We start from the raw sequence: 12,978 nt of genomic DNA on the forward strand, positions 1-12,978 counted from the left end.
CTGTTCCGGGCCGCAGCCGTAAGCAAGGGGCCGCGGACAGGCGATGCGGTCAGTCGTCCCGGTGGACGCGCTCGCGCCGTTCGTGCTTTTCCTGCGCTTCCAGCGTCATGGTGGCGATGGGGCGAGCGTCCAGGCGGCGCAGGCTGATCGGCTCGCCGGTCATCTCGCAATAGCCGAACTCGCCCGTCTCGATCCGGCGCAGGGCGGCGTCGATCTTGCTGACCAGCTTGCGCTGGCGGTCGCGGGTGCGCAGCTCGATCGCGCGGTCGGTTTCCTCGGATGCGCGGTCGGCGATGTCGGGGACATTGCGGCCGCTGTCCTTCATCCCTTCCAGCGTTTCGGCGGACTGGTCCAGAAGCTCCTGCTTCCAGGCCAGCAGCTTGCGGCGGAAATATTCAAGCTGGCGTTCATTCATGAAGGGCTCGTCCTCGGCGGGACGATATTCTTCGGGAAGGAAAGTCTGGCGCTTCATGGCTCCTCCGAAGGCGGGACCGAGGGCGGTGCCCGTTCCTTTGGCGCCCCCTTAAAGGATGAGGCGCAGGAAGGAAATAGTCGCGTGACGCCGGGGCCGAACTTGCCCGTGAGCGGCCCGCGGCCTAGTGTCCGCTGGTTCGCCCGCCTGCCAGAAGGACCGATCCATGCAGTTCCGTTCCACCGAAAGCTATGTGGCGCCCCCCGACCTCGCACTGGCGGTGAATGCCGCCGTGACGCTGGAACGCCCGCTGCTGGTCAAGGGAGAGCCGGGGACCGGCAAGACCGAACTCGCGCGGCAGGTCGCTGCAAGCCTCGGCCTGCCAATCATCGAATGGAACGTGAAGTCCACCACCAAGGCCCAGCAGGGGCTCTACGAATACGACGCCGTCAGCCGCTTGCGCGACAGCCAGTTGGGCGAGGAACGCGTCCACGATGTTTCCAACTACATCCGCCGCGGCAAGCTGTGGCAGGCCTTCGACGCGCCGGGCAAGGTCGTCCTGCTGATCGACGAGATCGACAAGGCCGACATCGAGTTCCCGAACGACCTTCTGCAGGAACTCGACCGGATGGAGTTCCACGTCTACGAGACCGGCGAGACGGTGGTAGCGCGGCACCGGCCGGTTGTCATCATCACCTCGAACAACGAGAAGGAGCTGCCCGACGCCTTCCTGCGCCGCTGCTTCTTCCATTACATCCGCTTCCCCGATGCCGAGACCCTGAAGCAGATCGTGGGGGTCCATTATCCAGGGCTGAAACAGCGCCTGCTGGACGAGGCGCTGCACCAGTTCTTCGAATTGCGCGAGGCGCCGGGGCTGAAGAAGAAGCCCTCGACCAGCGAGTTCCTTGACTGGCTCAAGCTGATCCTCGCCGAGGACCTGTCGCCCGAGGATCTCAAGCGTCCTCCGAACGAGATGCTGCCCAGGCTGCATGGCGCGCTGCTGAAGAACGAGCAGGACGTGGCGCTGTTCGAGCGGCTGGCCTTCATGGCGCGCCGGCAGCGTTGAAACCGTCTGGCTCCGGCTTATCTTCCCGGACATGGCCGAACTGACCATTTCCATCCTGCATGGCGTGGATGCGCTGGACGCCGCCGCGTGGGACACCTGCGGTGCGGGCGGCGATCCCTTCACCAGCCACCGCTTCCTGCTGGCGCTGGAGCAGTCGAAGTCGGTGGGCAAGGGGACGGGCTGGCACCCCTCGCATCTGGTGGCCCGGATCGGGAACAAGGTGGTGGGCGTTGCGCCGCTTTACCTCAAGACCCACAGCCAGGGCGAATACATCTTCGACCATGCCTGGGCGGATGCCTGGCGGCGGGCAGGCGGGCAGTATTACCCCAAGCTGCAATGCGCCGTGCCCTTCACTCCCGCCACGGGGCCGCGTCTGATTGCGGATGACCCGCAGGTGCAGGCGGGCTTGCTGGCGGCGATGACGCAGGTGGCGACGCGGGCCGACCTGTCCTCGGCCCATGTCACCTTCTGCACCGAGGCCGAGCGGGCCTTGGGCGAGGCGCAGGGCTGGCTGGGCCGCACCACGACGCAGTATCACTGGCTCAATGACGGCTACGGCAGCTACGAGGACTTCCTTGCCGCGCTCTCCAGCCGCAAGCGCAAGGCGCTGCGCAAGGAACGCGAGCGGGCCAATGCCTTCGGCGGCCGCATCCTCGCGCTGACCGGCGACGAGTTGCGTCCCCAGCATTGGGACGCGATGTGGACCTTCTATCAGGACACCGGCGGGCGCAAATGGGGGCGGCCCTACCTGACGCGGGCCTTCTTCGACCTACTGCACCAGACCATGCGCGACGACTGCCTGCTGTTTCTGGCCGAGCGCGACGGCCGCCCGGTCGCGGGGGCTCTGAACCTGATCGGGCGCGAGACGCTGTTCGGCCGCTACTGGGGCTGCACCGAGGACCACCCATTCCTGCATTTCGAGCTGTGCTATCACCGCGCCATCGACTGGGCGATCGAACACGGGCTTTCCCGCGTCGAGGCGGGCGCGCAGGGGGAACACAAGCTCGCCCGCGGCTACATGCCGGCCGAGACCCATTCGATCCACTGGGTTGCCGATACGGGCTTCCGCCGGGCGCTTGCCGGATACCTCGCGCAAGAGACCGAGGCGGTCGGCGATGACATGGCCGAAACCGCCGCCTTCGGCCCCTATCGGCGGGGCGATGGTTCAAATGCCACCTAAAGCCTCGGGCCGGAAGGGCCGGATTCTTACCGATTGTTAAGGGCTGGAACCCACCCTGACGCCTGCGATCATCGCAAGCGGCGGCAGGGCGGATGGCCAGATTTCGGTATGTCACCACGGTAACCCAGGGCTTTGTGCGAAGCCTGACCGACCTGACCCTGGGTCGGGTGGGCGAGCGCACGGTTCTGGTCGGCACGACCCATGCGGGCGGGGGCGTCTCGATCTGGGACGTGGCGGCGGCGGACAAGCTGGCCCGCGTCATCGCCTCGTATGACTACCAGCGCCGGCTTTCCCATCTGGCCGAGCCGCAGGCGATCCTGCTCGACCGCCCCGGCGGCGTGTCGCTTCTGATGGGAGGGCTGCGCGGCGGAGCGGACGCGGTCAGCCGGATCGGGGCGGATGGCAGGCGCGGCGCCCGCGACAGCGGGATCGAGGGGGCGGCGCTGCCCTCGGACCTGCTGCACGCGGGCAGCTTCACGCTGGCCGGCGGGCAGGCGGTGATCTACGCCGCCCGCCACGACCAGCCGGTCTTCGGCCTGTGGCGCCAGCGCCCCGACGGGCGGATCGAGCAGGCGGGCACCTCGGCCGTCCCGCCCAAGCTGCCCCCCGACGCCCAGATCGACGCCCTGGTGCCGCTGAGGCTCGGGGGGGTAGACCTGCTTGTCGCCGTCTCGACGCGCGGCAACTTCGTCTCGTCCCATGTCGTTCTGCCCGACGGCAGGCTGGCGCCGGGCGAGTTCCTGGGCGCCACTCGCGGCACCGGCTTCAACGGCCCGCGCGACATCGTGGCGCTTGAGGTCGACGGGCGGCATTATCTGGTCGTCAGTTCCGCCTACAGTTCCTCGCTGACCACCGTGCGGATCGTCGCCGGGGGCGGGCTGGTCCCGGTCGATCACGTCATCGACGAACGCACCACCCGTTTTCAGAAAGCCACGGTGATGGAGGGGGTGACGATCGACGGCCGCGCCTTTGTCGTGGTGGGCGGCGCGGACGACGGCCTGAGCCTGTTCACCCTGACCCCCGACGGGCGGCTGATCCACCTCGACACCATCGCCGACGATGCGCGGTGGGCGCTGAGTGATGTCTCGGCGCTAGCGGTGCGGGTGATGGGCGGCAGGATCGTCGTCTTCGCGGGGTCCGAGGTGGAAAGGGGCGTCAGCCAGTTCGTCATTGATCCCGGCCGGATCGGCCAGACCCGCCAGGTCGGGAACGGCGCCCACAGGGGCACGGACGCGAACGATCTGCTCCAGGCTGGGATGAACACCACCCGGATCGAGGGCGGCGCTGGCGACGACATCCTGATCGCCGGGTCCCGCACCATCGACCTTTACGGCGGGGCGGGGGCCGACCTGTTCATCCCGATGCGGGTCGCGGGACGCATCACCATCCGCGACTTCCAGCCGGGCCTCGACCGGATCGACATGTCGATGCTGGGCATGATCCGCTCGGTCTCGCAGCTCAAGTTCATCCCGCAGAGCTGGGGGGTCAGGATCCGCTTCGGCGACACCACGATCGAGGTCCGCACCCAGAACGGCCGCCCGCTGAGCGCGGGCGATTTCGACAACGGGATGTTTCCCGTAGCCCATTACCAGCCGCCCGACGTGCGCTCGACCGTTCTGGGCACGGCCAAGGGGGATCTGCTCAGGGCAGGACGCGGCGGCTCGCTGGTTTACGGCTATGGCGGCAATGACACGATCCTCGGCGGCGATCTCGAGGATTTCCTGCAGGGCGGCATGGGCAATGACAGCATTGTCGGCCAGGACGGCGAGGACACCGTATGGGGAGGCGCGGGCAATGATTCGATCCGTGGGGGGGGTGGCAACGATCTCGTGCTTGCCGGGGACGGGGACGACAGCGTGGCCGGAGAGGACGGCGACGACCTGATCGGCGGTGAAACCGGCAACGACCGGATTCAGGGCGGCGCCGGGAACGACCGGCTGAACGGCGGCGCGGGCAACGATCACCTGTCCGGCGGCGCGGGCAACGACCGCATCTTCGGCATGGCCGGCAATGACACCCTGCTGGGGGATGCGGGCGACGACCTGATGCTGGACGTGAGCGGCGACAACCTGCTGGTCGACCTGCTGGGCAACAACATGATGTTCGCCGGCGGGGGCAACGACCGGATGCAGGCCGGGCCGGGGAACGACACCCTGCGGCCCGGCGCCGGCAATGATTCCGTGACCGCAGGGGCTGGGCGCGACAACGTCAATGCCGGTCCGGGGGACGATACCGTTCTGGGCGAGGATGGCGACGACCTGCTGCTGGGCGCGGCAGGGCGCGACGTGATCCATGGCGGCAACGGCAACGACACGATCTTCGGGGGCGACCATGACGACCGGCTGTTCGGGGACGACGGCAATGATTTCCTGATCGGCGAAGGCGGCAACGACAGCATGACCGGCGGTCGGGGCAACGACACCCTGCGCGGGAATGTCGGCCACGACAGCATGCATGGCGGTGATGGCGCCGACCGCCTGATCGGAGGGATGGGCAACGACAGCCTTTACGGCGAGGCGGGCAATGACCTGATGCTGGGCGAAGCCGGCGCCGATCTCATGATGGGGGGCGAGGGGAACGACACCATCGACGGCAGTTGGGACGACGACCAGCTTTTCGGCGACGGCGGCGACGATCTGCTGCTGGGCGGGCACGGCGCCGACCGGCTGGCGGGGGGGCAGGGCAGCGACACGCTGAAGGGCGGCGCCGGCAACGATGTCCTGACCGGCGGGAATGGCGCGGATGTCCTGCAGGGAGACGACGGGCTTGACCTCATGACCGGAGGGGCGGGTGCCGACGTGTTCATCTTCGATCCCGTGGATTCGCCGCCGGGGACCGAGGACGTGATCGCTGATTTCTCGCCGGGCGTGGACCGCATCGACCTTTCGGCCCTCAGGGTCGCGCCGGTCGGCGGCGCGCCCTTCAGCCGCGGCGACAAGGAACTGCGCTGGTTCATCCATGCCGACACCGTCCGCATCGAGGCCGATACAGACAGTGACGGCAGCGCCGATTTCGCGCTTGTCCTGCAGGGGGCGCTTGCCATCGGCGATACGGACTTCATCCTGTAGGCGCTCTGGACCTCGGACACGGCTTTGCCTAGCCTCGCCCGCACCCACGAGGACAGCGCATGAGACTGCAGAGCATGGATCGAGACTTCGTCACCACCGCCCGCACCCTGTCCGAGGCGCTGCCCTACATGCAGCGCTACGCGGGCGCCGTAGTCGTCGTGAAGTTCGGCGGCAACGCAATGGGCGACGACGCCGCCATGGCCGAGTTCGCCAAGGACATCGTGCTGATGAAGCAGGTGGGCATCCACCCGGTCGTCGTTCACGGCGGCGGGCCGATGATCAACGACCTGCTGAACCGGCTGGGCATCGAAAGCCGCTTTGTCCGCGGCAAGCGCGTCACCACCGTCGAGGCCGTGCAGGTGGTGGAAATGGTGCTGTCGGGCCTCGTCAACAAGCGCATCGTGCAGGCCATCAACGACGCGGGCGGGCGGGCCATAGGGATTTCCGGCAAGGACGACGACCTGATGGTCTGCGAGGCTGACGACCCCGAACTGGGCTTCGTCGGGCGCCCCATCGAGATGAACGTGCAGATCATCCGCGACCTTTACCTTGCCGGGCTGATCCCGGTGATCGCGCCGGTGGCGACCGGCATGGCCGACAACGAGACCTTCAACGTAAACGGCGACACCGCCGCAGGCGCCATCGCCGGCGCGCTCAAGGCCGACCGTCTGCTGCTGCTGACCGACGTGGCGGGGGTCAAGGACGGCTCGGGGCAGGTCCTGACCCAGATCCACCCCGACCAGGTGCGGGCGATGATCGCTGACGGCACCATCGCCGGCGGCATGATCCCCAAGACCGAAACGGCGCTTGCGGCGCTGGACGAGGGCGTGCGCGCCGTCGTGATCCTGGACGGGCGGGTGCCCCATGCGGCGCTGCTGGAACTGTTCACCGAGCAGGGCGCGGGCAGCCTGATCCGGTCCAGCGAGCCCCGGGTCAAGCCTCATGGGCTGCGGCAGGGCGGCAGCGGCCTGTGACCTCGCATCGCCCATGGGCCGGAGAGCGGCTTGCGGCTTGCGGGCGCGGGTGGCACTCTGATTCGTGATCGGACCCGAGGGAAAGGATCAGGATGACACCGCTGGGACATTGCCGCCTGATTCTGACACGCCATGCCAAGTCCGACTGGGACGACCCGACGCTGCCCGACCACGACCGCCCGCTGAACGCGCGCGGCCTCCGCTCGGCCCGCGCGCTGGGCGACTGGCTGGCAAGCCGCGGCTACGAGCCCGAGGAAGTGCTGTGCTCCTCGTCCCGGCGAACGCGCGAGACCTGGGACTGCGTGGCCCAGGCCGTGTTCGAGACCCGGCCCGACCTGCGGATCGAGCCGGCCCTCTACCACGCCGCCCCCGAGTTGATGCTGCGGGTTCTGAAGACCGCGACGGCGCCTACGGTGATGATGATCGGCCACAACCCCGGCATCGCCGCCTTTGCCGCGATGCTGCCCGCCCGTCCGCCGTTGGACCCGCAGTTCCGCCGCTATCCGACGGCAGCCACGCTGGTGGTCGATTTCCAGTCCGACAACTGGGCCGAAATCGAGCCGGGGCAGGGCAGCGTCCGCGATTTCGTCCGGCTCGACGGGCGGGACTGAGCGTCCGGGGCGCTGGCGGAGGGCGTTCCGCTTCGCTTGGGCTTGTGCTGCAGCGGGAAAACCTGCGCGACAGGAAGATGGCGGACCTGTCAGCGGCGCCTGCAAGTGGCAAGGCCGTTCGCCTCAGGCCCCATGCTGCGCCTGAGGCGCGGCTGCCGTATCTGACGCAGGATTCTTTCTTGCAGGAGCCGCAAGGGATTGGCGGACCTTTTGGCAATGCCTGCAAACGGGCGGCTTCGTGCAACGCATGAAACTCCTCGGCTGCGCTTGAGGGGCAATCCCGGGCTCGCCTGCCTTGGGCACACTGCGGTCTGGTGACGGAAGGCTCCGGCCCGGCGCCCCATCCTTCCGGATCTTTTCCGACTGTGTTCGTAGAGGAAAAGCACATGGCCGGCTTCTCGCGCAGGTCGGCCGCGGCGTCTTTCCTGCTATCATGTGGCCCGGGAACCGCAGGGCGGGGGAAAGTTGAACCACTGACGCCGCTGTGAGTTGATCTCGACCCCGCCCCAGCTATGTGCTGGCTTCATATCACGAGGCGATTGCCGCAAGTGCCCGCAGGGGCCCAGGCCGACAGGAGATTGAGATGTCCGTCACCCACCGATCCGCCCTCGACCGGCGGTCCTTTCTTGCTACCTCGCTTGCGCTGGGCGCCGCAGGCTTCGCGGGTTCCGCCGCCGCGCAGGCGGTCGATCCCTATACCGGCCAGCCGTTGCAGGGCACGCCCGGCGCAGGTGCGACCCCCGATGCAGGTCTGGTGCAGCATGACGCCGCGGCAGACAACCGCCGCAACGTGTCCAGCTTCCGCATGCACGACTGGCAGCCTTATTTCAGCAATCTCAACAACGGCGCGGTCCTGGTGGACCTGACCTCGCGTGCACTGAGCTACTGGTCCGAGGACGGCACCGACTTTCGCCTGTTCCCGACCTCGATCCCGGTCAGCGAGGACCTGACCCGCCGCGGCCGCACCGAGATCATCAAGAAGGTGGACGGCCCTTCGTGGTCGCCCACGCCCGAGATGAAGAAGCGCAACCCGGAATGGCCGGATTTCGTCCCGCCGGGGCCGGACAACCCGATGGGCACCCATGCGCTGTGGCTGAGCTGGACCTATTACCGCATCCACGGCACCCACGATACCCGCAAGATCGGGCGCAAGTCCTCGAACGGCTGCATCGGGCTTTACAACGAGCATATCCAGCAACTTTTCGCGCTGACCAAGGTCGGCACGCAGGTTCTGGTCATCTGATCCCCTCGGCAGGGTCCACGCGCTGCCCCGGACCCGCCAGCACCGGGGCAGGCGCGAGATGCTCGATCAGCACGGCGGACAGGTCGTCCGCCCGTTCCCCGCTGGCAAAGGCGGCGACCGACCAGCACATGGATTCCAGCAGCGCATGGCCTGAAACAGGCGCGTTCAGTTGCAGGATCGCCCGCAGCCCGTCCTCGCCCAAGGGTTCGCCCCGACTGCTGGCCGCGTCGGTGATCCCGTCCGAAACGATCAGCATCCTGTCGCCCGGGTTCAGCACGACCTCGATCTCGTCAAAACGCGCGCCTTCCAGCACGCCGACCGGCAGTCCGCCATGGCCCACGCGCTCGATCGCGCCGCTGGCCCGCTGAAGAAAGGGGTGGGGGTGACCTGCCTGCACCAGCCGCAGCCGGTGCGTCGAAAGATCCAGCCGGGCATAGACCATGGTCAGGTAGGCTTCGGCGATCGGGCCATCCAGCATCAGGTCGTTCAAGGTGGACACGAGCCGCGCCGGCTCGACCTGATGATCCTGCGACAGCGCCTCGATCTGCGCCGCAACCCGCGCCGTCAGCAGGGCCGAGGCGACACCGTGCCCGGACACGTCCACCGCGTGCAGGCCGATGGCCCTATCGTCGAGCTGTTGGAAACCCACGAAATCGCCGCCGATCATGCCGGCCGGGCGCATCAGCAGCGACACCCGGAACGGCCCGAAGCTGCGCTGGCGTTCTCGGATCATCGCCTGCTGCAGCTTGCGTGCCTCGCGCAGGTCGGCAGTCATCTGTTCCTGGGCGTGGTGCAGCCGTTCAAGCGCGCCTTGCAGTTCGCGGTTCGCGGCGGCCAGGTTGTCGTGCATGTCCAGCACGCGTTCGGCGGCGCGGATGCGGGCCAGCAGTTCGGCGCCGGAGATGGGCTTCATCAGGAAATCGTCGGCGCCGGCGCCCAGTGCCACCGCGATGTCTTCACGCTGGGTGCTGGAGGTCAGAAGGATGAAATAGCCGTAGCCTTGGCGTGGCATGGTCCGGTGGGCGCGGCAGAGTTCCAGCCCCGACAGCGCTCCCAGATGTGAGTCGGACAGGATCAGGTCAGGTTCGAGATCCCGGCAGACCTGCAGGGCGGATTCGCCTTCCGCCGCCTCGACGACCCGATAGCCGGCGCGCTGCAACTGGATCGACAGCATGCGCCGGTGCGCCCGGCTGGCATCGGCCAGCAGCACCAGCCGGCGGCGAGGAACATGGCCCGGCGCGCCTGCCGGCACGGACGCGGCTAAACGATTCGGCTGTTTCTTGGGGGCAGGCTACAGCGGCCCAGTGAACGTGCGGTTAAGCGAAGGACCTGCGAAAGCCGCGTTGACATCGCGGCGGAATCCGGCGTCCCGACCGGCGGGAAGGAGGCCGGCGGGTTGGTGTCAGATCAGGAACTCGGACAGCACCGCGTCCCCGGTGATGTCGCGCCAGTCAAGGCCCGCCTCGGCCAGCCGCCGGGACAGTGCGTCCAGATTGGCGGGGCTGGTGGTTTCGATCCCGATCAGGACCGAGCCGAAGTTGCGTGCCGATTTCTTCAAGTATTCAAAGCGCGCGATGTCGTCCTCGGGGCCGAGCAGGTTCAGGAACTCGCGCAATGCACCGGGCCGCTGCGGCAGGCGCAGGATGAAGTATTTCTTCAGCCCCGCCCAGCGCTGCGCCCGCTCGCGCACCTCGGGCAGCCGCTCGAAGTCGAAGTTCCCGCCCGAGCAGATGCAGACCACGCTCTTGCCCTCCAGCGCGCCATCCGCGCCGAGGTCGCGCAGGGCGTCCACGGCCAGCGCGCCGGCGGGTTCCAGCACGATCCCCTCGACGTTCAGCATTTCGATCATGGTGGCGCAGATGCGGTCCTCGGGCGCGATCACCACGTTCGAGGGCGCAAAGCGGGACAGGTGCCGGAAGGGCAGTTCGCCGATCCGCGCGACGGCGGCGCCGTCCACGAAGTTGTCGATGGCGGGCAGGGCGACGGGGTGGCCGGCTTCCAGTGCCGCCCGCAGGCTGGCGCCGCCGCCCGGTTCGACAAAGGCAAAGCGGGTCCGGGGTGACTGGGCGGACATGACGCCGGTGACGCCGGCCGCAAGGCCGCCACCGCCGACAGGAAGGACCACGAGATCGGGCGCGGCCTCCATCTGGGCGAGGATTTCGGTTGCAACCGTCGCCTGGCCCTCGATCACGCAGGCGTCGTCGAAAGGCGACAGAAAGGTGGCGTTCTGGGCCTTGGTGAACTCCTGCGCTGCCCGCAGGGTCTGGTCGAAATAGTCGCCGGTCAGCACGATCTCGACCGCGCCATTGCCGAAGATGCGGGTCTTGTCGATCTTCTGCCTGGGCGTTGTCACGGGCATGAAGATCGTCCCCTCGGCCCCGAAATGGCGGCAGGCGAAGGCCACGCCCTGCGCGTGGTTGCCGGCGCTGGCGCAGACGAAATGCGCCCCCGGCCCGGCCTTGGCATGACGCATCGCGTTGAAGGCCCCACGCAGCTTGTAGCTGCGCACCGGGGTCAGATCCTCACGCTTGAGCCAGATCTCGGCGCCGTAGCGGGCCGAAAGATGGTCGTTGCGCAGCAGCGGCGTGGGGTCGAACAGCGCGCGCAGCGCCGCTTCGGCCTGGCGGACGGAGGAGTCGGGATCGCTCATGGTGCAGGGATAAGCGCGGTCGCAATGGATTGCCAGCGTGGCCTGAGCCCCTTGCCCTTGTGAGACCCATCGAAACGCCATAATCCGCTGGAAAATCGCGGATCAAGAGGGCCCCCTGATGTCTGACGCGCCGAAGAAAGTCGTTCTCGCCTATTCCGGGGGGCTCGACACCTCGATCATCCTGAAGTGGCTGCAGACGGAATATGGCTGCGAGGTCATCACCTTCACCGCCGACCTCGGCCAAGGCGAGGAGCTTGAGCCTGCGCGCCAGAAGGCCGAACTGCTGGGCATCCGGCCGGAAAACATCCACATCGAGGACCTGCGCGAGGAATTCGTGCATGACTATGTCTTCCCGATGTTCCGGGCGAACGCGGTCTACGAGGGGCAGTATCTGCTGGGGACCTCGATCGCGCGGCCCCTGATCTCGAAACGGCTGGTCGAGATCGCGCATGAGCATGGCGCCGATGCCGTGGCCCATGGCGCGACCGGCAAGGGCAACGACCAGGTGCGGTTCGAACTGTCGGCCTATGCGCTGGACCCCTCGATCAAGGTGATCGCCCCCTGGCGGATCTGGGACCTGACCAGCCGCACGAAGCTGATCGAATTCGCGGAAGCGAACCAGATCCCGATCGCCAAGGACAAGCGCGGCGAGGCGCCGTTCAGCGTCGATGCGAACCTGTTGCACACCTCGTCCGAGGGGAAGGCGCTGGAGAATCCGGCCGAGGAAGCGCCCGACTACGTCTATCAGCGCACGGTGAACCCCGAGGACGCGCCGGACCAGCCCGAACATATCGAAGTCACCTTCGAGCGCGGCGATGCGGTGGCGATCAACGGCGAGGCGATGTCGCCCGCGGTGCTGCTGACGGCGCTGAACGAATATGGCCGCAGGCACGGCATCGGGCGGCTTGACTTCGTGGAAAACCGCTTTGTCGGCATGAAGTCGCGCGGCATCTACGAAACCCCCGGTGGCACCATCCTGCTGGAAGCGCATCGCGGCATCGAGCAGATCACGCTCGATTCGGGCTCGGGGCATCTCAAGGACAGCCTGATGCCGCGTTATGCGGAACTGATCTACAACGGCTTCTGGTTCAGCCCTGAACGCGAGATGCTGCAGGCGTTGATCGACAAGTCGCAGGAATATGTCTCGGGCATTGTGCGGCTGAAGCTTTACAAGGGTTCGGTCAACTGCGTGGGCCGCTGGTCGGACCTGAGCCTCTACTCTGAGGCGCACGTCACCTTCGAGGAGGACGCCGGTGCCTATGACCAGAAGGACGCGGCCGGCTTCATCAAGCTGAACGCGTTGCGGCTGAAGCTGATCGGCAACCGCAACGCGCGGGTGAAGTAAGAAGGGGGGCTTTGTCCCCACTGCACTGGAAAGGGCCGCCTTTGCGGCCCTTTCCGTTAATATCGGCCTGCCCGTCTTGCGAGAGTTCAGTCATGACGGCTGTTCCGCGATCCCCTTTCTTTTGGGGGCGCCTGGTGGACCTTCCTCTGCTTGCCCGGTTTCAAGGGTCATGCAGTGGCTTGCAGGGCAGGGCGGTTTCGCCTATCTGTCCTGCACCTCACCGAGGCGGGTTGGCGGAGAGGTTACGCAGCGGATTGCAAATCCGTGAAGACCGGTTCGATTCCGGTACCCGCCTCCAGGGTGAGACCCCAGTCAGGCCGGCGTCCTTCCTTCGCCATTTTCCGCTCAAGGCTCTGGAACCACGGGTTTCCGGCAAACCTCGCCGGATGCCTGCCGTACATCTGGCATTGCGGCATGAAAAGGCCCGGC

The 12,978-nt window shown here is 67.3% G+C and carries 10 protein-coding genes and 1 tRNA gene; 8 read left to right on the forward strand and 3 right to left on the reverse strand.

What is annotated here, in order from left to right:
- Positions 1-49: 49 nt before the first annotated feature.
- On the reverse strand, positions 50-472 hold the full coding sequence (gene dksA / locus JGR78_RS00480) for an RNA polymerase-binding protein DksA (RefSeq protein ID WP_182792187.1): 423 nt from the start codon (positions 470-472) through the stop codon (positions 50-52).
- 166 nt (positions 473-638) lie between these two features.
- Here dksA and JGR78_RS00485 point away from each other — a divergent pair, with 166 nt between their 5' ends.
- From JGR78_RS00485 to JGR78_RS00510, 6 genes are all read left to right on the forward strand, one after another.
- Positions 639-1,478, forward strand: a complete 840-nt coding sequence (locus JGR78_RS00485; RefSeq protein WP_182792186.1) for a MoxR family ATPase — start codon at positions 639-641, stop codon at positions 1,476-1,478.
- A 31-nt stretch (positions 1,479-1,509) separates the two neighbouring features.
- Positions 1,510-2,658, forward strand: coding sequence for a GNAT family N-acetyltransferase (locus tag JGR78_RS00490; RefSeq protein WP_182804427.1), 1,149 nt, complete (start codon positions 1,510-1,512; stop codon positions 2,656-2,658).
- A gap of 92 nt (positions 2,659-2,750) precedes the next feature.
- A complete protein-coding gene (locus JGR78_RS00495) occupies positions 2,751-5,726 on the forward strand; it encodes a calcium-binding protein (protein WP_234450795.1) in 2,976 nt (991 codons plus the stop codon).
- Between the two features lie 74 nt (positions 5,727-5,800).
- Complete coding sequence (argB, locus tag JGR78_RS00500) at positions 5,801-6,700, forward strand: acetylglutamate kinase (protein WP_182792289.1); 900 nt, start codon at positions 5,801-5,803, stop codon at positions 6,698-6,700.
- Positions 6,701-6,792: 92 nt separating this feature from the next.
- Entirely contained in the window at positions 6,793-7,311 is a 519-nt protein-coding gene (locus JGR78_RS00505) for a histidine phosphatase family protein (protein WP_182792184.1), read from the forward strand.
- Between the two features lie 583 nt (positions 7,312-7,894).
- Positions 7,895-8,554: a L,D-transpeptidase gene (locus JGR78_RS00510; protein WP_182792183.1), complete on the forward strand. Its 660-nt coding sequence runs from the start codon at positions 7,895-7,897 to the stop codon at positions 8,552-8,554.
- Here the strand turns inward: JGR78_RS00510 and JGR78_RS00515 are convergent.
- Together JGR78_RS00515 and ilvA are read right to left on the reverse strand one after the other, a co-directional pair.
- The gene (locus JGR78_RS00515; protein WP_234450796.1) at positions 8,547-9,806 is read right to left on the reverse strand and encodes a PP2C family protein-serine/threonine phosphatase; all 1,260 of its coding nucleotides are present in this window, start codon (positions 9,804-9,806) and stop codon (positions 8,547-8,549) included. The two genes, JGR78_RS00510 and JGR78_RS00515, sit on opposite strands and share 8 nt — an antisense overlap.
- A 150-nt stretch (positions 9,807-9,956) precedes the next feature.
- Complete coding sequence (ilvA, locus tag JGR78_RS00520) at positions 9,957-11,204, reverse strand: threonine ammonia-lyase IlvA (protein ID WP_182792181.1); 1,248 nt, start codon at positions 11,202-11,204, stop codon at positions 9,957-9,959.
- 118 nt (positions 11,205-11,322) lie between these two features.
- Here ilvA and JGR78_RS00525 point away from each other — a divergent pair, with 118 nt between their 5' ends.
- Together JGR78_RS00525 and JGR78_RS00530 are read left to right on the forward strand one after the other, a co-directional pair.
- Positions 11,323-12,549 (forward strand): argininosuccinate synthase, encoded by a 1,227-nt coding sequence (locus JGR78_RS00525; RefSeq protein ID WP_182792180.1) that lies wholly within the window; start codon positions 11,323-11,325, stop codon positions 12,547-12,549.
- Between the two features lie 224 nt (positions 12,550-12,773).
- Positions 12,774-12,847, forward strand: a tRNA-Cys gene (locus tag JGR78_RS00530).
- The last annotated feature ends 131 nt before the right edge of the window (positions 12,848-12,978 follow it).

The organism is Paracoccus sp. MC1862, from assembly GCF_016617715.1.
Classification (GTDB): Bacteria; Pseudomonadota; Alphaproteobacteria; order Rhodobacterales; family Rhodobacteraceae; genus Paracoccus.